Genomic DNA, 25,596 nt, shown 5'->3' with positions numbered 1-25,596 from the left:
TCGGCGTCCAGCGCCTGAACTCCCACGACCGACGGCATCCGCAACCTCACGGGGATCGAGGCGACGGGTGAGACAGATGTCGGGGTGCTGCGCGAGCGGCGGGTGTGTCGTGTGCTGCTCGGCGGCTTCACCGTCGAGGACGACTCCGCTCTGACTTCTGCGGCCGGGCGGCCCGGGCCGCACAACCCGCTGCCGGCCGGCGGCCCCGTCGTAGTCAGTCGGCCGGCACGTGGAAGCGCACTCCCGGCCTCACCAAGTTCGCGTGACGGGCGCCTCACCCGGGGCCGGACGGACGGTGGCCCCGTCGGCCGGCTTTTCCTCGTCGCTTGCGCCGGCGGGCGGTGCGACCCGCGATCCGGACGTCCGGCCCGAAAACCATCAGAAGCGTGTGATGCCGGTTCACCAGGACGGACGGGACGCTGAATGCGGTCGGTCAGGCCGAACCGGAACGGGCGGAGGCAACGAGGCCCTGCTGGACAGCGGGAAAAGGAGCACACGCGCCATGGCAGGAGTAACACGGGAGGAAGCGCCGGTCTATGCGGCCCCCGCCCCGCAGTACGGGGTGGCGGCGCGGAAATACGTCACCGAGTTCATCGGCACGTTCTTCCTGGCGTTCGCGGTCGGGGTGGCCGCGTTGAGCGGCAGCCCGTTCGTGCCACTGGCGGCGGGCGCGACCCTGATGGTCATGATCTACGCCGGCGGGCACATCTCCGGCGGCCACTACAATCCGGCGGTGACGCTCGCGGCGCTGATCCGTCGCCGGATCGGCATCCGGGACGCGGCCGCGTACTGGGGCGCGCAGGTGGTGGCCGGTGTCGTCGCCGGGGCCATCGCCCACGCGGTGGTCAACCCCGCGACGGTCAGGACCCTGACCCTGTCCGGGCACACCGAGGCGGCCGCCGCCGTGGTCGAGCTGCTGGTCACGTTCGCGCTGTGCTACGTGGTGCTGAACGTGGCCACCAGCAAGGACCAGCCCGACAACGGGTTCTACGGGCTCGCGATCGGATTCACCGTCGCGGCCGGCGCCTTCGCCGTCGGCGGCATCTCCGGCGGCGTGTTCAACCCGGCGGTCGCGCTGGGCGGCGCCACCGCCGGGCTGTTCGGCTGGTCGACGATCTGGGTCTACGCCGTCGTCCAGCTGGGCGCGGGCATCGCGGCCGGGCTGGCGTTCCTGGCGCTCAACCCCGGCGACAGGTGATCAGACGCGGGCGGGCCGGCTCCGGCCGGAGCCGGCCCGCGGACGCACCGAGAACGCCCCGGCTCAGGGCCTGCGCGAAGAGGGGGCGAGCAAGCCGAGGGACCGGGCCCGCTCCACGGCTTGGCTCCGGCTGTGCGTGCCGAGCTTCCCGTACAGGTGCCGCATGTGCGTCCGGACCGTGTTCACCGACAGGGACAACTCGTCGGCGATCTCCGGCGCCGGCAGGTTCGTCGGCAGGTAGCGCAGGACACGCAGCTCACTGTGGGTCAACGGCTCACGCAACCGCGCCGGAGCACCGGACGCCGGCGCTCCCCGCTTCCCGTTCAGGAGGTCGAGGATCTCGGAGATCATGGCGGCATGAGCAGTGCCACGCCGGGCGTGGCGCTCAAGCACGTCCGGCGCGGGGTGGAGGAGGAAGGGCAGCACCGTGGCGCCGGTCTCGGCGAGATCGAGCGCGCTCTCGAGGGCGCGCCCGGCGGCGTCCGGGTCGCCGAGCGCGTCGCGCGCGATCGCCTCGAGCAAGAGGGGCTGAACCAGCCAGCCGCGGGGTTCCATGGGCGGGGCGGAGCCGTCGAGGACGGGCGCGAGCGCGGCGGTCGCCGCCTGCGGGTCGTCCCCGGCGAGCCGCAGCGCCGCCAGGGCCGCCCGGGCCTCCCCGGTCTCGCGCTCCCGCGGGTGCATGTCGGCCAGCGTCCGTTCGACGCGCTGCGCCTCGCCCAGCCGCACCAGTGTGTGCAGCCGGAACGCTCGCGCCTTCGTGGCGAGCGGATGATGGGCGACCACCAGGTCCGTCACACGCTCGGCGGAGCGGAAACCGGCCAGCGCGTCCTCGTCACGGCCACCCGCGAGCTCGAGCAGCCCGCGGCCGTAGCGCAGTATCAGTACGGTCACCGGATCGGCTTCCTGGCGCACCGCCCGCGCGGCTCGCTCCAGCCACGGCTCCGCCTCGTCGAGCCGTCCCCGCCAGAGCATGCGGAGGCCGAGCGCCACGTAGGCGGCCGCAACGATCCGCTCGTCGGTCCAGCCGTGCTGCCGGGCCAGCTCGATCGCCTGCCCGCCGCGCTCCTCGGCCAGCGCAAGCGTCCGGCTGAGCGCCACGACCGCCCAATGCGCCAGCCCGAGGACCTCCAGATACGGCCGCCCGATCCGGTGCGCCAGCGCGACGCCCCGCTCGAGGTGCCGGTCCGCTTCCTCGTACCGAACGGACCACGTCTCGGCGATGCCCACGCTGATCAGTGCCAGCGCGCGCAGCTCATCACCGCGTTCGGGCTCCGCCGCGTCCGGGGCGAGCAGCCGCTGCGCCTCCTCGACAACGGCCGGTACGTCGCCGCGCTGGCGGGCCAGCAGGAGCCGTAGCACGGTAACGGTCAGATCGACATGCTCACGCCGGTCACCGGACACCGATGCCGAGCGGCGGGCGGCCAGGGCGAGTCGCCGCTCCGCCTCCGCCAGCGATCCATGCTCCGCTTCGTCGAATGCGGCCAGCGCGGTGAGCTCTCCGTCGGCAGCGACCACCCCGGCAGGGAATCCGGCCAGCAGCGCATGGGCCGTGGCGGCCTGCCCGTCCAGTCCGAGGCCGATCCAGTGGTCCGACAGCAGGCGCGCGGCCGGACCCCAGTCCTCGCACGCCTGGGCGTGCCGGATCGCCTCCACCGGATACCCGTGGTGCGCGTACCAGCCGGCCGCGGCGCGGTGCACCGCGGGCACCTCTTCCGGAGCGGTGCGCCGCAGCTCCAGCTGGAGCAGGTCGGCGAACATCGTGTGGTAGCGGAACCAGGACCGCCGCGCGTCCAGCGACACCACGAACGCCCCGGCCTGCTCCAGGTCCTGCAAGACCCGTTCCGCGCCGGAACCCCCGGTCAGCAGGTCGGCGAGCTCGCCGTTGACCCGCTCCAGCACACTGGTCCGCAGCAGCAGCCGCCGGACCTCCTCGCTCTGCCGCTCCATCACCTCGGCCAGCAGATAATCGGCCACCGTCCGCTCGCTCCCGGCGAACCCGGCCGCGAACCCTTCCGGGTCCGGATGCCCGGCCAGCGACAGAGCGGCCAGCCGCAGCCCGGCAGCCCACCCCTCGGTCCGTTCGTGCAGCCGTGCGAGGGTCGCCCCGGACAGCTCCACCCCGGCGCCGCGAAACAACGCCCGCGCCTCGTCCAGGCTGAACCGCAGACCGTCCGCCCGGATCTCGATGAGTCCTGCCTCCAGCCGCAGCCGGTGCAGCCCCAGACGCAGATCCCGGCGTGTGGACAGCACGAACCGCACCTGCGTCGGCGCGCGCATCACGAGCAGCTCCAGCTGGCGCAGCGCCTCGGCCGAGCGCAGCTCGTCCAGGTCGTCGACGATCAGCCAGAGCCGGTCCTTCAGCGGCGCCAGGTCCTTCAGCAGCCGCTCCACGATCGCCCACCCGTCCAGGTCCGGCGCCTGGGACAACGGCCGCACCAGGTCCGACCCGGCGGCCGTGGCGCGCAGCGCGTCGCACACGGCGATCCAGAACCGTTGCGGATCGCGCTCCTCGCGCCGCACCGAGACACACGCGGCACGTTCCGCCAGGCCCGTCTCGCGGATCCAGGACCGCAGCAGGGCCGTCTTCCCGCTGCCGGCCGGCGCCGACACCGTGGTGACGCGCGCTGTTCCTCCCAGCCGCGCGAAGAGCGCGCGCCGGGAGACGATCCCTCCCTGAACCGGAGGAGCCGTCTCAGCGTCGGCGGTCTGGGATCTGCCAGCAGTTCTCATGGCGCTCGTTGTGAGGTCGGCGGGGTCACGGTGCGCATTTCGAGAATCGCACAGGTCGGCAGCCGATTCCCTTCGGCGCGTGTCCGACGGGACCACCGGTGGACCGGGCCGGACCCGCGCACCTGCGGGAGCTGGGGTTGTGGCCCGCGGTGACCACCGAGCCATCATGGGAACCGTGAGGATCCTCGGAAGCCCTCCTCCCCAGGCGCCCGGCGACGACAGCAATGACCTGGCGCGGTTCGGCTACCGCCAGGAGCTTGAACGTGTTCTCGGACCGGTGTCCAGTTTCGCCGCGAGTTTCAGCTACCTCTCGGTCCTGACCGGAGTGTTCCAGCTGTTCGGCCTGGGCTTCGCCGCCGGCGGCCCCGCGTTCGTCTGGACCTGGCCGCTGGTGTTTCTCGGGCAGCTCACCGTCGCCTTGTGCTTCGCCGAGGTGGCGGGGCAGTTTCCGCTGGCCGGCTCGGTGTACCAGTGGTCCCGACACCTCGCCCGGCCCTTCACCTCGTGGCTGTCCGGTTGGATCATGGCCGCCGGCGCGGTGGTGACCGCGGCCGCCGTCGCGCTCGCCTACCAGGTCGTCCTGCCGCAGATCTCGGTGGCCTTCCAGTTCCTCGGCAGTCGCGCCGACGCGGGTATGACCGGCACCCCCGGCGGTGCGCGGAACGCCATCGTGCTCGCGCTCGGCCTCGTGGTGTTCAGCACCGTGGTCAACCTCTGCGGCGTTCGACTGATGGCGAAGATCAACAATTTCGGCGTGGTGGTCGAACTGGTCGCCGTGGCGCTGCTCATCGCCCTGCTGGCCCTGCACATCAGGCGCGGACCGCAGATCGTCCTGCAGACCCATGGCACCGGTGCCGGCCACTCCTTGGGCTACGCCGGCGCCTTCCTGGTCGCCTCTCTCGCCAGCGCGTACGTCTTCTACGGTTTCGACACCGCGGGAGCACTGGCGGAGGAGACGAGGCACCCCCGGCAGCAGGCGCCCCGTGCCATCCTCCGGGCGATCACCACGGCGTTCGTCGCGGGAGGGCTGCTGATGCTGGCCGCGCTGATGGCGGTCGGCGACGTGCATGCCCAGGAGCTGGGCAGCCTCGGCATGCCCTATCTCGTCAAGTCCACGCTCGGCACCGGACTCGGCGACGTCTTCCTGGTATGCGTGGCGATCGCCGTCACCGCGTGCTGCCTGGCCGTACAGACCGCCGCCAGCCGGCTGCTGTTCTCCATGGCCCGCGACGGCCGACTGCCCTTCAGCAGGGCCATCGCCCGGGTCGCGCCGCGTTCGAAAACCCCCGTCATGCCGACGTTTCTGATCTGCCTGCTGACCGTCGCACTGCTGGTGGTCAACCTCGGCAACCGGCACCTGTTCGCCACCCTGACCTCGGTCGGCGTCGTGCTGTTCTACCTCACCTACCTGCTGGTCACCGGCCCCATGCTGGTGCGCCGACTGCGCGGCACATGGCCGAGTGCCGACCACGGGCCGTACTTCTCGCTGGGCCGCTGGGGCCTTGCCGTGAACCTCCTCGCCGTGCTGTACGGCGCGGCCATGACCGTCAACATGGCCTGGCCACGGGCCGCGGTCCACCCCGGCGACCAGTGGTACTACCGGTGGGCCGCGCTGTGCCTCCCCGCCGCCGTCACCGCCGTCGGCGGGGCCGTCTACCTCGTCCACCGCCGCACGTCCCACACGGGGCGCCGAGCCGCTCCGTGGCAGGCGTGCCCGTGAACGGGTGGATTCACCCGGTGCCGGGGTGGCGGTAGAACGCGACGGGATCGGGCGCCAAGGGCGTGTTGCCGAGGATCAGGTCGGCGGACTTCTCGGCCAGCATCATCACCGGGGCGTAGATGTTGGCATTGGTCACGTACGGCATCACGGAGGCGTCCACGACGTACAGTCCCGCGAGGCCGTGCACCCCCATGGTGTCCGGGTCCACGACCGATGCCTGATCGGCGCCCATTCTGCAGGTGGCGGCGGGATGCAGGGCGCTCTCGCCGTCGGACGCCACCCAGTCGAGGATCTGCTCGTCGGTCTCGACGCCGAGGCCGGGGGAGAGCTCACCGCTGCTGAACTCCGCGAAGGCGGGCCGGCCGAGGATGTGCCGGGCGATGTGGATCGCCTCCACCCACTCCGTTCGGTCTCTGGCGGTCGAGAGGTAGTTGAACCGCAGCTCGGGGTGGACGAGCGGATCGCGCGAGACGATCTTCACCGATCCCCGCGCGTCCGAGTACATGGGTCCGACATGCACCTGGTAGCCGTGCCCCCGCGCGGGAGCGGACCCGTCGTAGCGGACGGCCGCGGGCAGGAAGTGGAACATCAGGTTGGGGTACGCCACGTGCTCGTTGCTCCGTACGAAGCCACCGGCCTCGAAGTGGTTCGTCGCCCCCGGCCCACGGTGCAGGAGCAGCCACTCGGCGCCGATGAGGGGCCACCGCCACACCTTGAGCGCCGGCTGCAGCGACACCGGCTGACTGCTGCCGTGCTGCACATAGACCTCCAGGTGGTCCTGGAGGTTCTCGCCGACGCCCGGCAGGTGGTGGACCGGGTCGATGCCCAGCGGTGCCAGATCGTCCGTGTTCCCGACGCCGGAGAGCTGAAGCAGTTGCGGGGAGTTGATGGCGCCGCCGCACAGCACCACCCTGCCGCCACGCACCCGCCGCGGCGCGCCGCGCCCCCGCACGATGTACTCCACGCCCACGGCCCGCCGGCCCTCGAACAGGATCCGGGTGACCGTCGCCCGGGTCCGCACCCGCAGGTTGGGGCGGCTCATCGCGGGGTGCAGATAGGCGCGGGCGGCGCTGAGCCGGCGCCCGTGGTGCACGGTGCGGTCGAACGGGGCGAATCCCTCCTGGCGGTAGCCGTTCACATCGTCGGTCAGCGCATACCCTGCCTGCTGCACGGCCGCGAAGAAGGCACTGAACAACGGGTTGTCGGCCGGTCCGCGTTCGATGACCAGTGGCCCGTGACGGCCGCGGAAGTCCTCGTCCGCGTCGGCGAGACAGTGCTCCATCCGTTTGAAGTACGGCAGGCAGTGGGCGTAGTCCCACGACTTCATGCCCGGGTCGGCGCTCCAGCGTTCGTAGTCGAGGGGGTTCCCGCGCTGGAAGATCATTCCGTTGATGCTGCTGGAGCCGCCGAGCACCTTGCCCCGGGCCTGGTGGATCCGTCGACCGTGCAGGAAGGGCTCCGGCTCGGTTGTGTATCTCCAGTCGTAGTACCGGTTGCCCAGGGGGAAGGTCAGGGCCGCGGGCATGTGGATGAGCACGTCCCACGAGTAGTCGGGGCGTCCGGCTTCGAGCACCAGCACCCGGCCCGCGGGATCAGCGCTGAACCGCGCCGCCAGCGCGCACCCGGCGGAGCCTCCGCCGACGATGATGAAGTCGTACTGATGTCCCAATGTCGTGATCTCCTGACTCGCCGTCGCCGTCGCCGTCGCCGTCCGCGGACCGTGCCCTCCCGAACGGCGAACGCGCCGGATCGGCGGCGGGACGGCGGATCAGCTCCCGGGCAGCGGCTGCTCCGCCCAGATGACCTTGCCGCGGGGCGTGTGACGGGTACCCCAGCGCTGGGCGAGCTGGGCCACGAGGAACAGGCCGCGACCGCCTTCGTCGGTCATCGCCGCCTGGCGCAGGTGGGGAGAGGTACTGCTGGTGTCGGCGACCTCGCAGATGAGCGTCCGGTCGCGCAGCAGCCGCACCTTCAGGGGACCGGTGGCATGGCGGATGGCATTGGTGAGCAACTCGCTGATGATCAATTCGGTGGTGAACGCGACCTCGTCCAGCTCCCAGTGAGTGAGTTGCCGGACGACCGCACCGCGGATGTCCGGCACGATGGCCGGGTCCATGGTGAGGTCGTTCCAGCAGGCCAGGTCCGACGGGTCCATACCTCGGGGACGGACGACGAGCAGGGTCACGTCGTCCTCGTTCGGCCGGGCGGACGACAGGGCCGCGATGACGGCCTGGCAGGTCTCCTCCGGGGAACGGCCCGGGTGGCCCAGAGTGCGCCGGAGATCTCGCAGCGCCGTGTCGACGCACCGCTCGCGGTCCTCGACGAGCCCATTGGTGTAGAGCACCAGCTGGCTGGTGTCCGGGAGGTCGACCTCGACCGTCTCGAAGGGGAATCCGCCCAGGCCGAGCGGCGGCCCGGCGGGCACCTCGGGGAAGGTCACCGTCCCGTCGCCAGAGACGAGCGCCGGGGGAAGGTGTCCGGCGCGGGCCAGGCCGCAGCGGCGGGTCGTCGGGTCGTACACCCCGTACAGGCAGGTGGCTCCGATGACGGCGTCCGTACCGCTCTCCTCCCCGGCCATCCGGGCGACCAGGTCGTCCAGACGCATGAGGAGCTCGTCGGGGGCGAGTTCGAACGAGGAGAAGTTGTGCACAGCGGTGCGCAGCCGCCCCATGGTGGCGGCGGCGTGGACGCCGTGGCCGACCACGTCGCCCACGACGAGTGCCACGCGGGCCCCGGACAGAGGGATCACGTCGAACCAGTCGCCACTGACTCCGGTGCGCGCCGGCAGGTATCGGTAGGCGGCCTCCAGGGCGTTCTGTTCGGGCAGGCCATGGGGGAGCAGACTGCGTTGAAGGGCGAGGGCCGTGGCGTGCTCGTGGGTGAAACGGCGGGCGTTGTCGATGCAGACCGAGGCGCAGGCGACCAGCTCGTCGGCGAGGGACACGTCGTCGTCCTCGAAGGGCGGGGACTGCCGCGAGCGGTAGAAGGTGGCGACCCCCAGGGCGACGCCGCGGGCGCTCAGCGCAACGGCGATGAGGGAGTGCAGGCCTTCGCCGAGGATCTTCGCGGTGCGTTCCGGGTCCTGGACCGCCCAACATCGCGCCGCCCGCAGGTCCGCCTCCATCGCCGGAGAACTGCTGGCCAGGCACTGGGCCTGCGGGCTGATGGGGGCGAAGCTGATCTGCTCGCCCACTCCCTGGAAGGGGAAGCCGCTCACCCCGGCCGCGGCGGTGCGCTGCATCAGCAGCACATCGGCCGCCGGGGGTTCGTCCCCGCGGAGCACCGCCGGATACAGATCGACGGTGACGACGTCGGCGAAGTTTCCGACCACCACCTCGGCCAGTTCCTCCGCGGTGCGGACCACGTCCAAGGTGGTGCCGATACGGCGGGTGGACTCGCGCAGGAGCTCCAGGCGCCGCCGTGCCGCGAGGGCGAGCCTGCCGATCCCCGGTTCCCCGACGGCCAGCAGCCATCCGTGGTCGTGCCGCGCGTCCTCGCCCGCGAGCGGAACCGGGGGCGGAGCCGGAGGCGCGGCGGGAGAAGTGTGCCGGGCTTCTGCGAGCCCGACTGCCTTGGGCGTGCCGGGTGTGTCCGCGTCCGCGGCCGGAACCGTGGGCGGAGCCGGAGGCACGGCGGGAGAACTGTGCCGGGCTTCTCCGAGCCCGACCGTCCCGAGCGCGTCGGTCCGCTGCTCGGCCGGGACGGAGGCGGGCGTCTCGCCCACGGCGAACAGAGCCCGGCTCTCGGGAAGCACCACCTCGACCGCGACCCCTTCGCACGCGTCCGTCACGGGCCGCGCCAGGAGCGTGGCCACCCTGCCTCCGGACAGGGGGACCTCCAGGGCGGCCCTGCGGCCCGAGGCGATCAGTGCTGCCGCCTTCTCCTCCAGGATCAGCCGGTCGGACCCCGTCAGCGGGTCCTCCACCGAGGGACCGAGGGCGTACTGGCGTCCATCCATGAAGCCGGGTGCCCCCGCGTGGCGTGCGGTCCGCAGGTAGGCCCCCAGCAGGGCGCGCTCCCGGTCGGTCTTCTGCTCCAGCAACCTTCGTTCGATGGCGCGAGCGGCCTTCCGCGCCATGGTTTCCAGCGTCGCGGTGAACTCGGACCGCTCCGTCGCAAGGTCCACTATGCCGACGACGCGTCCGCTCAGCGGCTCGTGGACGGGTACGGCCACGCAGCCCTCCACCGTCCAGGCGTCGGCAAAGTGCTCATGACCGTAGACACGGCTGGGACGCCGCTCCACGAGAGCGAGGCCGATGGACGTGGTGCCGGCGAGGGATTCGTGGAAGCTGAAGCCGGGCGCCCCACCACCGGCCTCGTCGAGGTACCGGGTCATCTGCAGCTCGCCGGTCAGGCAGCGGAGCACCACGCCCTCATCATCGGTGAGGATCACGGTCGACCAGGTGCCGGCGATCGCGGCGGCCACCTGGTCGAGCACCGGTTCCGCGGCGCGGACGAGTTCGGTGTCCAGGTCGGGTTCTCCCCCGTAGGTGGTCCCGAGGCTCGGAGGCAGGCCCAGGGACTGGCAGCGGCTCCAAGAGGAGAGGATCTCGCTGCGCACGCCCGGCCCCGCGGGCTCACCGGACAGGAAGCGCTCACGGCTCCGTGCCATGAGGTCGTCGCCACGACCGTCGTCGGCCATAGGGACCACTTCCCACCCGTAGGCGACCCGGATGACTACGAAAATACAACATAGAGGGACGAATATGGCGTGCCGGTTGCAGGGCCGGCTGGGCGCCCCCGCACTCTCCGCCCCAAGGTCATCGGCCACGTCCGGGACGTGGCCGCACGCCTCGGTGGACGAACACATAGCCGCGCCCCGGCGGGAGAAGTACCTTCCGAACCGAACCGAACTGCGACGCCGGCCGGTCGTCGTGGTGACGGCCGGCCGGGCGAGGTGTGGTGTTTGGCGGCCGGGCCGTGGCGTAGTGGCTCGGCGGTCTGGGGGTGCCACCGGTGTGCGGTGGCACCGGGTCAGGCGTTGTCCTCGGCGGTGGAGGGCTCGGTCGCGGGGGTTTCGGCGGTGGTGGGTTCGGTCGCGGGGGTCTCGGCGGCCTTCGCCGTGATGGGGATGCGGCGGGTCGGGGTGGTGCCGAGGATGCCCGGGACGCGGACCGTGAGGATGCCGTTGTCGTGGGCGGCGGTGATGGTGTCGGCGTCGATCCGCTCGGGCAGCCGGAAGGTGCGCCGGAACGATCCGTACCGCATCTCGCGCACCGTCCGCGGACCCTTGTCCTGGGTGCGCTCGTCGCGGCGCTCACCGCGAATGGTCAGGCTGGTGCCGTCGACCTCGACGCTCACGTCCTTGTCGGCGTCCACGCCGGGGATCTCGATGCGGATGACCGCGTCGTTTCCGTCATAGGCGATCTCGGCGGCCGGGGTGAACGCCGCAGGTCGCACGGGGGACGTGACCGCCGCCGGCCGCGTCAGGGCTCGCACCAGGCTGTCCATCTCGGTGAACGGGTTGCGCCGCGTGTACAGGGACAGGTTGCTCATGATGTCTCCTCGTCTCAGGTGCCCGGTTCTCGATCGGCACCTCATATAACTTGAGCGAGGTCGACTCAATTCCCGGCAGGCGGTATGTCTTTCGGGCACGCCCCTGTGGGACGCCGCGACCGCTGGTTGAACGCGAGGCGGCCTTCGCGGCCCCGGCCCGCCACCCTCACATTCCGGTCTCCGCGAGGAAGGGGCTCGGCCTGCCGGTCCACGAGACGTACAGGCTGTCCCGGGCCCGGGTGCAGGCCACGAACAGCAGGCAGCGTTCGGCGAGCAGGTCCGTCTCGTGCTGGACGGGATCCACGGCGGCGGGGGTCACGGCCTTCTCGTAGGGCAGGGCGCTCTCGCCGGCGTTGACGACCGCCACGCACCGGTATTCCAGGCCCTTGAACGAGTGCATCGTCCCGACGTTCACGGCGTCGGGGTTGGCCGCGGTGTCACCGCGCAGCCGCATGACCGGAACGCCCGCGGTCCTGAGCGCGGCCACCACTGTGTCGCACGTCTTGTCGAAACGGGCGCTGACCCCGATGTCGCCGGGACCGACCCCGTCGGCGAGCCAGCCGCGCACCCGCTCGATCAGCGCGTCGCACTCGGCCTCCTCGGTGTCCGCGCCGTGCACCTCAGGCCTGTTGCCGTGCAGGGCGGAGCCGTAGTGGACGAGGGTGTCGTCGCGCGAGTCGTCCGCCAGCTCCTCGAAGGGCCGGCCGACGAGCAGGGCGGTGGACCAGCTGAGGATCTCCTGGGTGGAGCGGTAGTTCTTCCGCATCCTCGTCGACCGCCCGGCGACCTTGATGCCGAGTATCTTCAGGGACACCTTCGTGTCGTAGATGCGCTGGTGCGGATCTCCCGCGATGAACAGGTCGTCGGGCCCTTGCGGGGTCGCGGCGCGCAGCATCCGCCACTGCACGGGATGCAGGTCCTGGGCCTCGTCGACGACGACGTGACGGTACCGGGGGCCGTCCGCCGCCAGGCGGTCCGCGGCCTGCGCGCAGGTGCCGAGGCAGGTACGCAGACCGTCGGCGGCGAGGCGGTCCGTGAACTCCTGGATGGCGCGCCACACCAGCGGCCGTTTCGCGGCGGGCAGGGCGCTGCCGCGGCCGAGCCGCTCGCAGGTCTCGTACGCCTGAGGAGTGCGCAGGTCCTGGGCGAGGACGACGTGCTTGTACTCCTGTGCGAGGAACTGCCCGGTGCCGTCGAAGCCGGTGTCCCGGGCGGCTCGCTCCCACCGGGTCTGCTCCTCGCCGCCGTTCAGCGGGCGGCGCGAGGCGGACACGACGCTGTCGGCGAAGGCGTCCACGGTCATGATGTCCACCCGGTCGCGCAACGCCTCGTCCTCGACGAGCGCGGCGAGCCCGGTGCGCAGCGCGGCGACGAGCGCGTTCGTGTACGTGGTGAGCAGAATGCGCTCGCCGTCGCGCAGATGCCGCAGCAGATGGCGTACGCGATGCAGGGCGACGACGGTCTTGCCGGTGCCGGGTCCGCCGCTGACCTGCGCAGGGCCGGAGTACGAGGGCTGGTAGGCGACCTTGTGCTGGGAGGGGTGGAGGAAGATCCGCCAGGCCGCGAACGGCTTGTCGAGCATGCCGCGCAGTTCGTCGGAGCCGGCGACCACGGTGATACGGGTACGGGTGCGGTGGATGGCCGACTCGAAGTCGGACGCGTCGACCGGCTCGGCGGTCGGGGTGGTGGCGACGGCCACGCAGACCACGTCGCGCCACACCTCCTCGACGGTGAACCCGGCCGCCAGGTAGTCCAGCACGTCCCGCTGGTCCTGTGGGAAGTGCGGCGCGAACACCTCCAGCTGTTCCAGGGTGGTCAGCGCGCGGGCCTGGCGAAGGGTGGTGGAGTCGATGCCCAGCTTCGCCATGTCCGGGTCGGATATCTTCGCGAACAGCCGCTCGTGGTGGGCGGGGGCGACCCGTTCGTACGCGTGAGTGAGTTCCTCCAGCATCGCCATGTCGCGGATCTCGACGGCCTGCGTGACCGTGTTGATGCTCGCCTTCTGCTTGACGGCCCACGCGATCGCCTTGTCGTGCGGCATCACCCGCAGCAGCACGAAGGTGTCGCCGCTGTCCGGTGCGAGGACGACGCCTCGGGTGCTCTGATGGATCCGGATGGTACGGATGTGCGGATCCCGCGCCTGCCTCAGCGACTCCAGCTTCAGCCCCGGGTCCTTGAAGAGCTGGTCGAGGGTGAGGCTCTCGAACTTCTCCCAGGCCGCGAACACCCCCTCCCGCACCGTTTTCTCCAGCTTGTTGAGATGGGCGCAGAAGGATATGTCGAAGGCGAGGTGCGGCATATGCGGATCCTACGAGGCAGCCCAGACCTGCGGATCCCCGGCTGTCCGCTCGATGCGCTCCTGTCTCACCCTCTCGTTCTTCCGGTGATCGACACGCGGGCCTTTCGGCAAAGGCTTAGCGTGGAACGCGGACGCGCAGCTCAGCGTCCTCGCAGACCGGAACCCCGGCCCGATTCCGGCGGGCCGGGGTTCTCGTTGTGTGGGCCACGCGAGTGCCCTTGTCATGGGCCACGCGAGTGCCCTTGTCAGTCGTCGTTGCCGCCTTCGTTGCCGCCCTCCTCGCCGCGGCCGAAGCCCTCACGGTGGTGCACGATCCGGATGCTCGCCACGACGCCGTGCTTGACCTTCACACCGCCGCGGATGCGGCGGGGGAAGAGGCCGTTGCTGGAGCTGTAGGGACCGACCGTGGCGAGAGGGGCGCCGTTGTCGCAGGTTGCACCGTTGAAGACCTCGACGGTCTTCCTGCTCTCGTTGCGGACGTTGAGGCTGTTCGCCCCGAGGCCGCTGACGACCGTGATGCAGCTGCTCTCGTGGGGGGAGTATTCCCGCTCGTTGACGAAGATACGACCCTCGTGGTGGTGGCGCTTCTCGTGCTGCTCGTTCTCCTCGTGCTCCCGGCCCTCGTTGCCCTTGGAGTTGTCGTTGTTGTTGTTGTTGCCGTTGTTGTAGCCATTGCCGCCGTTGTTGTTGCTGTTGCCGCTGCTGCCCTGGGGGTAGGCCGGGGCGGCCGGGGCGCCCGCCGCCGGAGCAGCGGCGGGAGCGGCGGCCGCGACCGCGGCCGCCTGGGCCGGCTCGGAGGCGGCGTTGGCGTAGGTGATGCCGGTGGCCACCAGAGCCGCGCCGGCCGCCAGCGCGGCGGTCACCACAGTGGAACGCGTTGCCATGTTGCTTCTCCTGTCTGAGAGACGTCGGCTGTTAGCCGATGCGAGATTGAACGTACAGATCATCTTCTTGTGTGTCATATCAGACATGCTGAAAATATGACGAAGAATCCCTTTGGAGTAATGGCGACGCTGACGTCTCGTCATTCCGGACCGGGAAATCGTCATGGTCATGTCTTGGTCCGGCGCGAGGGGCGGCCGCCCTGGAGGCCGGGGAGCGCGTCGGTGAGGCCGTCTCAACTGGGGGTGCGGGGGTGCGGGGTGACGCCGCCTATGCCCCTTATGGACCGTTAATTTCCCTCGAAAGAAGGGGAGTTGTCGCGCACCTGGGGGCGGGCGGCCGTCGGCGGGTGGGCCGACCCCGTCGGCCGGCGGGTGGTCCGCATCGGACGGCCGGCCGCTTGGCACGACGGACGGGTCCGGCGGCGGGCGGGGCGGAAGGACGGTCCGGTCGCGGCCCCGGATGGCGGGCTCGGCGAACGGGTGAATCGGTCGCGGCGTCGGCGTGTCGCGGCCCGCGGCGAGGCCGGGGAGCGGGTGACACGCCGACAGGCGGGGTGGCACGGGCGCTCCTAAGCTGACGTCGGGACCCGCGGCCTGCGTCCTACGCGGGGTCGCGGGTCCGTATCACGGTTGGAGTCGGCCGATGGCGCGTGCGTGCAGACGGTTGCGTAAAGGTGTGGCGATCGTCGCCGCAGTGGGGGTGCTCGGACTGCCGATCGTGGCCGGAGCCGTGTGGGGAGCCATGCGGGGGACGGAGGAAGGGGAACCCGCCGCCGCCACCGTCACCATCGCCCTACCTCACATGCCCTCTTCCACGTCAGCGTCCGCCGACGAGGCACCGGACCTCGGGCCCGCGGTGCAACGGCGGCTCGACGCGGCCGTTCAGGGGATCATGAGGGACGCGCACGTCCCCGGAGTGACCGTGGGGCTGTGGACGCCGGACAAGGGCAGTTACGTACGCTCGTTCGGGGTCGCCGACAAGGGCAGCGACCGCCCGATGGCGCCGGATCTGCACATGCGGATCGGCAGCGAGACCAAGACGTTCACCGTGACGGCGCTGCTCCAGCTGGCCGACCGGGGCAAGGTGGGCCTGGACGACCCGATCACGAAGTACGTCGACGGCGTGCCCGGCGGAAGCAGGATCACCCTGCGCCAACTGGCCGGGATGCGCAGCGGGCTGTTCAGCTACTCCGAGGACGAGGCGTTCCTCAAGGCGCTGACGTCCGATCCGCAGCACTCGTTCACACCGCGGGAACTGCTCGACTACGCCTTCAGGCATCCGGCGCTGTTCCCGCCCGGACGACAGTTCGACTACTGCAACACCAACCTGGTCCTGCTCGGCCTGGTCGTGGAGAAGGCCGGCGGACAGCCGCTCGGGGACTTCATCCAGAAGAACATCCTCCGGCCGGCCGGCCTGGACCACACGCGCTTCCCGGCCGACGCCGCCTTCCCGGACCCCCATGCCCACGGGTACACGAAACAGACCGCGAGCGGGAAGGCCGAGGACGCGACGGACTGGAACCCCTCCTGGACCTGGGCGGCCGGCGCGATGATCTCCGATCTGCGGGATCTGCGAGTGTGGGCCCGTACGGCGGCCACCGGCACCCTGCCCGACGGAACCGTCCTGATCCGTCCGGCCCTGCAGCGGCAGCGGCTCATCGCGTCCCCGACCGCCGCCCCCGGCGTCGGGTACGGGCTCGGCATCTTCGATGTACGTGGCTGGATCGGGCACAACGGTTCGCTGCCGGGCTACGAGTCCCTGGCCGTCTATCTGCCGTCGGCGCGGACGACCCTCGTGGTGCTGCTGAACACCGACATCCGCCACGACGGGCAGGAGCCCAGCGCCATTTTCGGCGAAGCCATCACGAAGATCGCCACGCCGCGGCACGTCTTCGACCTGCCCGGCCGGCCGTCGGCCGGATGAGGGACCGCCGCCGTCCGCCGTGGAGCCGCGCGCCATGGCGGTGGCGGCCTGGATCCGCTGCCGGTGGTTGATGCTCGAAGCGGCGAGCGCCGCGCACGGTGCTCGCCACCGGGGCGGGCCGGCTTCCATCCGTCCCCTGGGACGTTCCGTCCGTCCCCGGAACAGGGAAACGGAATTCCCGGCCCCCGGCACGGAAACGCTGGGCGACGTGAGATCACGCCTCGTGATCGGCAACGTCAGCACGGAGGTTTCCATGATTCGTCGGACACTGCAGGGCGGCCTGCTCGCCGCGGTCGCGATGCTCACGCTCGCGCCCTCGGCCGCGGTCGCCGTGGAGGGCGACCGGGCCGCCCCGGCGCCGGTCGTCGCGACGGTCTCGTACCGCCCGCACACGCTCCCCGCCCCCGCCCGGCAGGTGCCGGTCCGGCACCGCGCCCACCGCTCCGCACTCTGCCGGCGCCACGTCCGCCACATCCACCACGTCCGTCGCGTCGGCCACGCCTGCCACCTCCGCCACATCCCGCGCACGGCGCACCACCACCGCATCGGCTACGGCACCCGCACGGCGTACCGTCATCGCGTCGGTTACGTGGCGGGCGCGGCGTACCGGCACCACGCGTACCGTGTCGTCGGACGCGTCGCCACCCGTCACGTCCCGCTGAACATCCGCTCCGGCCCCGGCACCGGCTACCGCGTGGTGGGTCACCGCCGGGTCCAGGGCCGGCTGCTGCTGGTCTGCGAGCGGCACGGCTCGTACGTCCACGGGAACCGGCGGTGGTACCGGCTCGCGGGCGACAGGGGCTACGTCTCCGCGCACTACGTCCGCACCCGGAGCGCCGTGCCCTGGTGCTGACGCGCCTCTTTCCCTCCCCCGAAGGGACAGCCTGCCCGGTCACCTGTGCGTACCGGGCAGGCCTTCGGTGCGCTCCGCTTCCGGCAACTCATGTTGTTCATACCGGTTTCCATGTGTGGCGGCACCACGGTCCCGGGAACACATCCCGACAACCAAGGGCGAACTGCCCACAGTGGAATCGGCGTTGAGGGACAGGTCATGCGACAGCCCCAAGGACCCAGACCGTGAAGGCCGGCGCAGCACGGACGTCGCCCTGGCGGTCGGCGGCGGCCCCGCCGGAGGATCCCGACGGACCGTTCGTGACGGAGCTGCGCGGCCTGAAAGAACGCACCGGTCTCAGCCTCGCGGCCCTGGCCGCACGCACCCCGTACAGCAAGTCCGCCTGGCACCGCTATCTCAACGGCGCCCAACGGCCGCCCCGTTCGGCCGTGGAGGCGCTCGCCGGTCTCGCCTGTGCCGACCCGGCTCCCGTGCTGGCCCTGTGGGAGGCGGCTGACCGCCCGCAGGGCCCGGACGAGCCGTCCTGCGACGTTGCCGCGCGGCGCCCCGCCCGGCTCCGGCGGCGGCCTCTGCCCGCCCTCGCCCTGGTCGTCGTGGTGGCCGCGGTGGCCCTCACCCTCGTCGTGGCGCACCGCACGGGCGCGCCGTCCGGCCGTCCGGCCGCGCCCTCGCCCCGCTGCCGGGGCGCGTCCTGCCAGGGGCGGCTGCCGGATGTCTCCGCCTGCGACCGGGACGCGCAGACCAAGAGCTCGGTCCATGCCGCCTCCTACGCGGTGCGGCTTCAGTACTCGCCGATCTGCGGCGCCGCCTGGGCCGAGGTCCAGGTGCGGGCCACGGACGCCCGCGTCATCTCCGTCCGGTCGGGACGGGACGTGCTCTCCGCGGCGTACCCGGGAGACGGCACCGGAGGCTCGAGCAGCCCCATACTCGCCGTGACTTCACCCCAAGGGGTGGAGGCGTGCATCGAGGTGGACGGCAAGGTGGCGTGCACCGGCCTCGATGCCGAACCCTCGGACGGGCGCTGAGCGGATGATCGGCTCGGGGGCGGGCGCGTGGGGTGGACCGCGGCAGCGCTCTGTGCCTGGCGGATGTCCTACATGTTGTAGGGTTTGGCTCGTCCGCCCGTCCGGCCGGTATCGGCCGACCCGTTGTCGTCGATCGGGGTATCCGCGTGCAGGAGTCCGACGCGCCGTCACCAGTGGCCGGCCCGACCTTCGAGGGCATGGTCGACCGGGCGCTGAACTCCCCGGAGGTCGTGGCCGCGCTCGACGCCGCGGGTGCGGGCACGTCCCGGGAGGGGCTGCGCGCGGAGGCCCTGGAGGAGCGCGCCCGCCTCGTCGGTGTCGCCGCCGCCGAATACGGCCACTATCTCGCGCTGCGCGCCGCCGCCGTCGACCGCTACGAGTCCTTGGGCCAGGGCTGCTACGAGTCCTCGGACCATGGCCACCACGAGTCCTCGGCTCACGGCGATCGCGCGTCGGACGGCCGAGCGGGTCACGACGGCCGTGGGCCGGGCGGTCCCGTGGCTGACGACGGTCGCCTTCCGGGCGGTTCCGTGGGGGACGACGGCCACACGCCGGGTGGTCCCGTCGGCGACGACGCCCCTGCGCCGGGTGAGGACGGCCGTACGCGCGGCGCCCCCCTGGACGATGACGTGCGCACGCCGGGTGGTGCCCCGACCGGTGACGCCGGTACGCAGCAGGACGCTCCAGCCGGTGATGCCCGTACGCGGCAGGACGCTGAGGCCGGTGACGGCCGTACGAAAGAGGTCCTGCCCGTCCTCGCGGTCCTCGTGCCGAGTCTCGGGGCCGTGGCCACCGGCGTGTTCCTGCTGTGCGGATTCGGGCTGCGGGCCTTCGCCGTGCGCCCGCACATCGGCGACGGGCTCGTGATGGCCGGGGTGATCGCCGCCGCCGTGACGGCCGGTGCGGCCCTCGGGGACCTCGCCTGGATCCTGGTGACGGGCGCGCGGAACCGCTCCGGCCGTCGCCGGGGCCATCCCGCCGACCGTGATCCCGATGTGTGCCGGGCCCGGGAGACCTGGGAGAACGCCCTGCTGGAGCGGGGACTGGTGCCGTTCCTCCGCCAGCGCGCGGAGTCGGCGGGCACCGACCCGGCGTATGCGCCCGAGGGGCGTGCCGTTGTGTCCGAGGAGCATGCCGTGGGCGCGGAGAACAGCGCTCGGTAGGCGCGCCGCCCCGGACGCCGCCCGGCCGGGGCGTGGCGGCCGCCCTTGCCTGACACCTACCCTTGACGAGGCGCCCCTGCGTCCCTACGGAATGTAGGGTCGATGAGTGTACCCGGGAGAACCAGGGGCAAACCGTCCCGCGCCCCCGTGCCCGCTTCCGTCCACGCCGGTCGCTCCGGCTTCTCGTCAAGGTGAGTCATCGCGGTGCCCGCACAGCAACGAGCAGTGATCCCCCAGCGACGCGCCCGGCATCCACAGGGCGCGCCGGAGGGGCGGCCGTCGCTCCTGGCGCGCCTGCGTCCCGGGGCTGCCGCCGCCACGGTCTGGTACCTGCGGCTGCTGGCCCTGCTGAACATCGTGGCGGTCCTCTCGCTGCCCTTCCGCGAAGAGGTCCACGAGCACAACGTCGGCGAGTTCTTCACGCCTTATCTGGCCACCGCCGGACTGGTCTCGGCGGCCCTCGCCCTGTTCCTCGCGCTGGTGATGCGGCGCCGCAAGCGGGCCGCGTGGATCTTCAACATGCTGCTGGCCGGCCCGCTCTTCGCGCTCTACGCGCTCGCCCTCACCCAGGACGACTACCGCCGCCACGTCTTCAACTGGATCTCCGCCCTGCTCACCGGCCTGTTCGTGGCCGCGCTGCTGATCGGCCGCAGGGAGTTCCAGGCGGTGGGCGACCGCTCCAACACCCGGCTGGCGCTGATCGTGGGCGCCTGCGGCATCCTCGTCAGCGGCGGCATCGGCACCCTGCTGGTGGACGCCACCAACAAGGTGGCCGGGGCCACCCTGACGGACAAGATCGCGTACACGCTGATGCGCGGCGTCAGCGTGGGCCCGCTCGCCGACCGCATCGACACCGTGCACGCGCCGCGCTGGGTGGACATCACCATCAACATCCTGATCGCGGTCTCCTTCCTGCTCGTCCTGTACGCCTGCTTCCGCGCGCCCCGCGGCCGGGAACTCCTCGGCGAGGAGGACGAACAGCACCTGCGCGCCCTGCTCGCCAAGCACGGTGAGCGCGACTCCCTCGGCTACTTCGCGCTGCGCCGCGACAAGGCCGTGATCTGGTCCCCGAGCGGCAAGGCGGCCATCACCTATCGGGTGGTCAGCGGCGTCACCCTGGCCTCCGGTGATCCGATCGGCGACCCCGAGGCATGGCCCGGCGCCATCGACGCGTGGCTGGCGCAGGCCCGTCGGCACGCCTGGACGCCCGCCGTGATGGGGGCGAGCGAGGAAGCCGGAACGATCTACGCCCGGCACGGCCTGGACGCCCTCGAACTGGGCGACGAGGCGATCGTGGAGGTCGCCGACTTCAGCCTCGACGGGCGCGCGATGCGCGTCGTACGGCAGGCGCACAACCGTGTCCGCCGGGCCGGCTACACCGTGCACATCCGCCGCCACGGCGACATCCCCGAGTCCGACATGGCCACCCTGATCGAGAAGGCCGACCACTGGCGCGACGGCGGCGGCGAGCGCGGGTTCTCCATGGCCCTGGGCCGCCTCGGCGATCCGGCCGACGCGAACTGCGTGATGCTGGAGTGCCGGGACGAGCAGGGCGAGCCACGGGCCCTGCTCAGCTTCGTGCCCTGGGGAGAGCACGGGCTGTCCCTGGACCTGATGCGGCGCGACCGAGGCTGCGAGAACGGCCTGATGGAGTTCATGGTGATCGAGCTGCTGCTGCGCGCGCTCGACCTCGGCATCCAGCGGGTGTCGCTGAACTTCGCGATGTTCCGCTCCGTCTTCGAACGCGGCTCACGCCTCGGCGCCGGGCCCGTCCTGCGGCTGTGGCGCTCCGTCCTGACCTTCTTCTCCCGTTGGTGGCAGATCGAGTCCCTCTACCGCGCCAACGCCAAGTACCGGCCCGTGTGGGAGCCGCGCTTCCTGCTGTTCGAGAAGAGCGGCGACATCCCGCGCATCGGTATCGCCAGCGCTCGCGCCGAGGGATTCCTGACCGCGCCGAGCCTGCCGTCCCTCTTCCGCCGACGGCACACCCTGGCCGGCGGGCAGGGGCAGCCCCCGCTCGCGTTCGACGCGGGTCATTGAGCGGCAAAGTTCCGGGACCGGGGTGAGACGGGGCGCGCGGGACGACGTACAGCAGGAGAGGGGCTCACGTCCCTCCCGCGCCGTCCGCTCCCTTCGGAGGTACCCCGCCCGTGACCATGGTCAAAGCACCCCCGGCGCCGGTCGGCCGGCGCCACGACGAGGAGTCTTCGCAGGGCTGGCAGTTCACCTCCTCCCACGGCCTGGTCCTGCTGCTGCTCCTGCTGGTCGTCGGGCAGGGCCCCATCCGGCGGGCGCTGGCCGCGCCCGTGATGCAGAGCTGGATGACCGTGTTCCTCGCGGTGGTCGTCCAGGCCCTGCCCTTCCTCGTCCTCGGCGTCCTGCTGTCCGCGGCCCTCGCGGTGTTCGTCCCGCCGTCGTTCTTCGCCCGCGCCCTGCCCGAGCGGCCCGCTCTCGCGGTGCCGGTCGCCGGCGTGGCCGGGGCCGTGCTGCCCGGCTGCGAATGCGCCTCGGTGCCGGTCGCGGCGGCGCTGGTACGCCGGGGTGTCACACCCGCGGCGGCGCTGGCCTTCCTGCTCTCCGCTCCCGCGATCAACCCGATCGTGCTGACCGCCACGGCCGTCGCGTTCCCCCGCGACCCCGAGATGGTCCTCGCCCGGTTCGCGGCGAGCCTGCTGGTGGCGTGTGCGATGGGGTGGCTGTGGCAGCGGCTCGGCCGCACCGACTGGCTGAAGCCGCCGGCCCGGGCGTCCTACGAGGGGCAGGGCAAGGGGGCCGCGTTCTGGGGGTCGGTGCGGCATGACGTGATGCACGCGGGCGGGTTCCTGGTCGTCGGCGCCATGGCCGCGGCCACCCTCAAGGCCGTGGCACCGGCGAGCTGGCTGCGTACGGCGGCGGGCAACCCGGTGGTGGCGGTCCTCGCGCTCTCGGTCCTCGCGGTACTGCTGTCGATCTGTTCCGAGGCGGACGCGTTCGTGGCGGCGTCGCTGTCCCAGTTCTCGCTCACCGCCCGGCTGGCGTTCCTCGTGGTGGGGCCGATGATCGACCTGAAACTGTTCGCGATGCAGGCGGGCACGTTCGGGCGCTCCTTCGCCCTGCGGTTCGCGCCCGCCACGTTCGCGCTGGCGGCCTTGGTGTCGGTCCTGGCCGGGGCGGTGCTGCTGTGAACCGTCAGGCGCAGGCGGCCGTACTGTTCCTGGTCGGCGGGGCCATGCTGCACGCCGGCACGACCTCTCTGTATCTGCGCTACGTCAAGGCCGGGCTCCAGCCGCTGCTGCTCGCCGCCGGGGCCGTGCTGATCGTGGCCGCGCTCGCGACCGTCTGGTACGAGCTGCGCCGCTCCCGGGCGGCCCGGCAGCGCTGGGACGGGGGCGAGCCGCACACGTATGTCGTCGGGCACGACGATCCCGGCGGGTACGTCGTCGGGCACGACGATCCGCTCGGCGAACCCGGAGCCGCCGTCCCCGGCGGCCACCCCGACGGCCACGGCCACCCCGACGGGCCTGATCACAGTTACGGCCACGACGACGGCCGTGATCACGGTCGCGCGCACGGCCACGACGACGGTCACGGGCACCGCGAGCCGCGGATCTCCTGGCTGCTCGTGCTGCCGCTGTTCGCCCTGATCCTCGTCGCCCCGCCCGCGCTCGGCTCCTACAGTGCCCTGCGCGCCGGTACGGCCCTGCAGCCGCCCCTGGCCTACCCGGCCCTGCCCTCCGGCGACCCGGTCCCGCTCAGCCTGGTGGACTACGCGGGCCGCGCGGCGTACGGCCACGGACACTCCCTCGGCCACCGCACGGTGGAGATCACCGGGTTCGTCGCGCTCGACCACGGGGGTACCCCGTATCTCGTCCGGATGGCCCTCAACTGCTGCGCCGCCGACGCCCAGCCGGTCAAGGTCGGGCTGTCCGGCAAGCTGCCGCCCGTCCTCCAGCCCGACTCCTGGCTCCAGGTCACCGGCACCTACACCGCCCGCCGGACCAGGGACCCCGTCAACGGCGGCCTCATCCCGTTCCTCGACGTCATGGAGGCCAAGCCGGTCCCGACGCCGAAGGATCCCTACGACGAGAGCTGGAACCAGTGATGTGCCCGGCGGGCGGCGCCCCGCCGGGGGGACCGGGGCGAGCCGGTCCCCGGTGAGGACCCCCGGGGAGGCCGGCTGAGGCCGGCCGGTTCAGGCGGCGGGGGTCCTCACTCCGTCCAGGGCCACGGTCAGGACCCGGTTCCGCTGGGCGTCGTCCAGGAAGTTGGTCGCGGTGATCCCGGCGATCATGCGGAGCAGATCGTCGAAGCTGATGTCCGCGCGGGCCTCGCCCGCCTTCTGGGCCCGCTCGAACAGCGGGCCGCCCGCCTGGTACATGGACGCCCGGCAGGCGAGGAAGATGTCCGACTCGTCGTCCATCGCCTCGCGGATGGCCCGCTTGGTCACCGTGTAGTCCACGAACCGGCGCAGCCACGAGGCGAGCGCCTCCCACGGCTCGCGGTCCGCCACCTCGCCGGCCACCCGGCACAGGTCGTTCACCTCGCCCGCGTACACGCTCTCGAAGAGGTGACGGCGGGTCGGGAAGTTGCGGTAGAGCGTGCCGATGCCGACGCCGGCGCGGCGGGCGATGTCCTCCAGGGACGCCTCCGCGCCGTTCTTCGCGAACGCCTCGCGCGCGGCGGCGATCAGGGCGTCGTAGTTGCGGGCGGCGTCCTTCCGGTGCGGCCGCTGGGCCGCCACGATCTCGCTGACGGGGAACGGCTGAGCCGTCACTGCTGCCTCCCTGGACGGAACCCGGTTGAAGCGGAGGGTCACCTCCGTTACAGTGGAGGCGTACCTCCACTTTAGCAGTCGGGGGTGCGTTCGGCCTGGACGTGTGCGGCCACACGCGTCGCCGACGCCCTCGTATCCCTCGTATTCCTCGATATCCCTCGGTACCCCCTTGATCCGACGCCGGACCCGGGCGGACCACGCCGCCCGGCCACCCGTCCGCGCGTGACCCGCTTCCCGCGGCCGCCGGCGTGCTGCGTGCCGCCCGCGGCGCGACCGAGCCCGTACGACCCCGGTCCGGCGACCTGGGCCACACCCTGTCCGGAGAGGCTTTTCGATGCCACGGAAGTCCACCCGTCTCACCTTCGCCGTCCTGGCGACGGGTGCGGGCGTGTTCTCCATGTTCCTCTCGGGCGTGCTGAGCGGCTGGCTCGAGCCGGTCCTCGGAGCCAAGGCACTGCTCACGGCCGGGGCCGCCCTGGGTGCGGTCGCCTGCGGCTTTCCGGCCCTCTGGCATGACGAGCAGTGGCAGGTGGCCTTCGTGGCGGGCGTGTTCGGATTCGGGATCGGACTGGCCTTCGCCTCGATGGCCCACCTGATCGTCGGCAGCGTGCCGACCGAGCAGACCGGCGCCGCGACCGGCATGAACGCCAACGTCCGGACGATCGGCGGCTCCGTAGGCGCCGCCGTCACCAGCGTCCTGGTGACCGGGCACCTCCAGCCCTCGGGCCTGCCCTATGCCTCCGGCTACACCCACGGCTTCGCCCTGCTGGCCCTGCTCTGCCTCGCCGCCGCCCTGGCCGCGTTGCTCGTCCCGGTCCGGCGCGCCGCCCGTGCCACCGGTGTGCCGCGCGCGTCCGACCAGCCGGCCCGTACCGAACCGGAGGCCGTCGTACCGGGTGCGCGCGGCTGACGCCTGCGACGGATGACCATGACGGCCCCGACCGCCGTCGGCCCTGTGGGGCCGAGGCGGTCGGGGCTCAGCCGTGCAGGCGGGCCGCCGGCCCATCCTGCGACGCCGGTTCGCGAGCGTGCTCGACCGTAGCGCCGACCGAGTGTGGATGACCGGCCCATGGCCGGGGGAGCAGCGCATCGGCGTCCAGCTCTTCGAGGGCGGTCAGGGAGTCGAGCGCCCGGCTCTGGTCGCGGTGGAACATCCGGGGGCAGTTGGGGCCCCCCGGTGCGACGAGCAGGAGATGTTCGTCCTGTGCCTGCGCATCCTGCAATCCGCCCTGGTCTACGTGTTCTCTGAACTTGGCCTTTTCAGCCTTAGAAGCTGGCTCCTGAGCACTATCGGCACCTTTGGCGCGCTTCCGCATATGTGTGTCTCCAGCCGTGTGTGCAAATCGGTAGCGGGCCGTGCGGTGATGGGAGGCGGTCACGAGAGCACCGCCGAGACTGTCCGAAGCCCCTTGGCTCGTTGTAGTGAGCAGATAGAGTGGTGCCACCCTGATGTTGACCCAACGTCGCTTCCTAAGCGGCCTTTTGCAGCTCGGCGTTGATCTTCTCCTCGGGGTCGAGGCGGTGGATGTGGATGTCGTGTGTGACGCGGCT

Annotated in this window: 17 protein-coding genes and 1 pseudogene; 10 read left to right on the top strand and 8 right to left on the bottom strand. The window is 71.8% G+C overall.

Translation table 11 applies throughout. The features are described from left to right. Positions 1-502: 502 nt before the first annotated feature. Positions 503-1,198, top strand: coding sequence for an aquaporin (locus ACWD5Q_RS29100; RefSeq protein ID WP_451430038.1), 696 nt, complete (start codon positions 503-505; stop codon positions 1,196-1,198). Between the two features lie 63 nt (positions 1,199-1,261). Here the strand turns inward: ACWD5Q_RS29100 and ACWD5Q_RS29095 are convergent, their stop codons facing one another. Next, positions 1,262-3,928: a LuxR C-terminal-related transcriptional regulator gene (locus tag ACWD5Q_RS29095; RefSeq protein ID WP_451430037.1), complete on the bottom strand. Its 2,667-nt coding sequence runs from the start codon at positions 3,926-3,928 to the stop codon at positions 1,262-1,264. Between the two features lie 175 nt (positions 3,929-4,103). On the opposite strand from ACWD5Q_RS29095, the gene ACWD5Q_RS29090 reads away from it, so the two are divergent. Beyond that, positions 4,104-5,648, top strand: a complete 1,545-nt coding sequence (locus ACWD5Q_RS29090; protein WP_451430036.1) for an amino acid permease — start codon at positions 4,104-4,106, stop codon at positions 5,646-5,648. A 10-nt stretch (positions 5,649-5,658) separates the two neighbouring features. Here ACWD5Q_RS29090 and betA read toward each other — a convergent pair whose 3' ends face one another. The 5 genes from betA to ACWD5Q_RS29065 all read right to left on the bottom strand — a co-directional run bounded on the left by betA (position 5,659) and on the right by ACWD5Q_RS29065 (position 14,327). Then, positions 5,659-7,317: a choline dehydrogenase gene (gene betA / locus ACWD5Q_RS29085; RefSeq protein ID WP_451430035.1), complete on the bottom strand. Its 1,659-nt coding sequence runs from the start codon at positions 7,315-7,317 to the stop codon at positions 5,659-5,661. A 99-nt stretch (positions 7,318-7,416) separates the two neighbouring features. After that, positions 7,417-10,290 carry a SpoIIE family protein phosphatase gene (locus ACWD5Q_RS29080; RefSeq protein ID WP_451430034.1) on the bottom strand — a complete coding sequence of 958 codons (2,874 nt, stop codon included), beginning with the start codon at positions 10,288-10,290 and terminating at the stop codon, positions 7,417-7,419. Positions 10,291-10,622: 332 nt separating this feature from the next. Continuing rightward, positions 10,623-11,144 carry an Hsp20/alpha crystallin family protein gene (locus tag ACWD5Q_RS29075; RefSeq protein WP_451430033.1) on the bottom strand — a complete coding sequence of 174 codons (522 nt, stop codon included), beginning with the start codon at positions 11,142-11,144 and terminating at the stop codon, positions 10,623-10,625. Positions 11,145-11,310: 166 nt separating this feature from the next. Next, positions 11,311-13,443, bottom strand: coding sequence for a UvrD-helicase domain-containing protein (locus ACWD5Q_RS29070; protein ID WP_451430032.1), 2,133 nt, complete (start codon positions 13,441-13,443; stop codon positions 11,311-11,313). 245 nt (positions 13,444-13,688) lie between these two features. Then, positions 13,689-14,327, bottom strand: a complete 639-nt coding sequence (locus tag ACWD5Q_RS29065; protein WP_451430031.1) for a hypothetical protein — start codon at positions 14,325-14,327, stop codon at positions 13,689-13,691. Between the two features lie 643 nt (positions 14,328-14,970). Here ACWD5Q_RS29065 and ACWD5Q_RS29060 point away from each other — a divergent pair. The 7 genes from ACWD5Q_RS29060 to ACWD5Q_RS29030 all read left to right on the top strand — a co-directional run bounded on the left by ACWD5Q_RS29060 (position 14,971) and on the right by ACWD5Q_RS29030 (position 23,373). After that, positions 14,971-16,251, top strand: a complete 1,281-nt coding sequence (locus ACWD5Q_RS29060) for a serine hydrolase domain-containing protein (protein WP_451430030.1) — start codon at positions 14,971-14,973, stop codon at positions 16,249-16,251. A 253-nt stretch (positions 16,252-16,504) separates the two neighbouring features. Further along, a complete protein-coding gene (locus ACWD5Q_RS29055; RefSeq protein ID WP_451430029.1) occupies positions 16,505-17,104 on the top strand; it encodes a hypothetical protein in 600 nt (199 codons plus the stop codon). Between the two features lie 224 nt (positions 17,105-17,328). Beyond that, a complete protein-coding gene (locus ACWD5Q_RS29050; protein ID WP_451430028.1) occupies positions 17,329-18,129 on the top strand; it encodes a DUF2690 domain-containing protein in 801 nt (266 codons plus the stop codon). Between the two features lie 146 nt (positions 18,130-18,275). Then, complete coding sequence (locus ACWD5Q_RS29045; protein WP_451430027.1) at positions 18,276-19,292, top strand: hypothetical protein; 1,017 nt, start codon at positions 18,276-18,278, stop codon at positions 19,290-19,292. Between the two features lie 204 nt (positions 19,293-19,496). Next, entirely contained in the window at positions 19,497-21,332 is a 1,836-nt protein-coding gene (locus ACWD5Q_RS29040) for a phosphatidylglycerol lysyltransferase domain-containing protein (protein ID WP_451430026.1), read from the top strand. Between the two features lie 116 nt (positions 21,333-21,448). Next, positions 21,449-22,456 (top strand): permease, encoded by a 1,008-nt coding sequence (locus ACWD5Q_RS29035; protein ID WP_451430048.1) that lies wholly within the window; start codon positions 21,449-21,451, stop codon positions 22,454-22,456. Continuing rightward, the gene (locus ACWD5Q_RS29030; protein WP_451430025.1) at positions 22,453-23,373 is read left to right on the top strand and encodes a TIGR03943 family putative permease subunit; all 921 of its coding nucleotides are present in this window, start codon (positions 22,453-22,455) and stop codon (positions 23,371-23,373) included. The genes ACWD5Q_RS29035 and ACWD5Q_RS29030 overlap by 4 nt, the downstream gene beginning before the upstream one ends. Before the next feature lie 90 nt (positions 23,374-23,463). On the opposite strand, the gene ACWD5Q_RS29025 is transcribed toward ACWD5Q_RS29030, so the two are convergent. Beyond that, complete coding sequence (locus ACWD5Q_RS29025; protein WP_451430024.1) at positions 23,464-24,045, bottom strand: TetR/AcrR family transcriptional regulator; 582 nt, start codon at positions 24,043-24,045, stop codon at positions 23,464-23,466. Positions 24,046-24,439: 394 nt separating this feature from the next. Between ACWD5Q_RS29025 and ACWD5Q_RS29020 the strand changes: the two are divergent. After that, a pseudogene (locus tag ACWD5Q_RS29020) lies at positions 24,440-24,955 on the top strand (MFS transporter); the annotation flags it as partial. A 67-nt stretch (positions 24,956-25,022) separates the two neighbouring features. Here the strand turns inward: ACWD5Q_RS29020 and ACWD5Q_RS29015 are convergent. Next, positions 25,023-25,268 carry a hypothetical protein gene (locus ACWD5Q_RS29015; protein ID WP_451430023.1) on the bottom strand — a complete coding sequence of 82 codons (246 nt, stop codon included), beginning with the start codon at positions 25,266-25,268 and terminating at the stop codon, positions 25,023-25,025. Between the last annotated feature and the right edge of the window lie 328 nt (positions 25,269-25,596).

It is taken from the genome of Streptomyces sp. NPDC002513, assembly GCF_053595355.1.
Note: the sequence above shows the minus strand (reverse complement) of the source record. Positions and strands in the feature narration are given on the sequence as shown.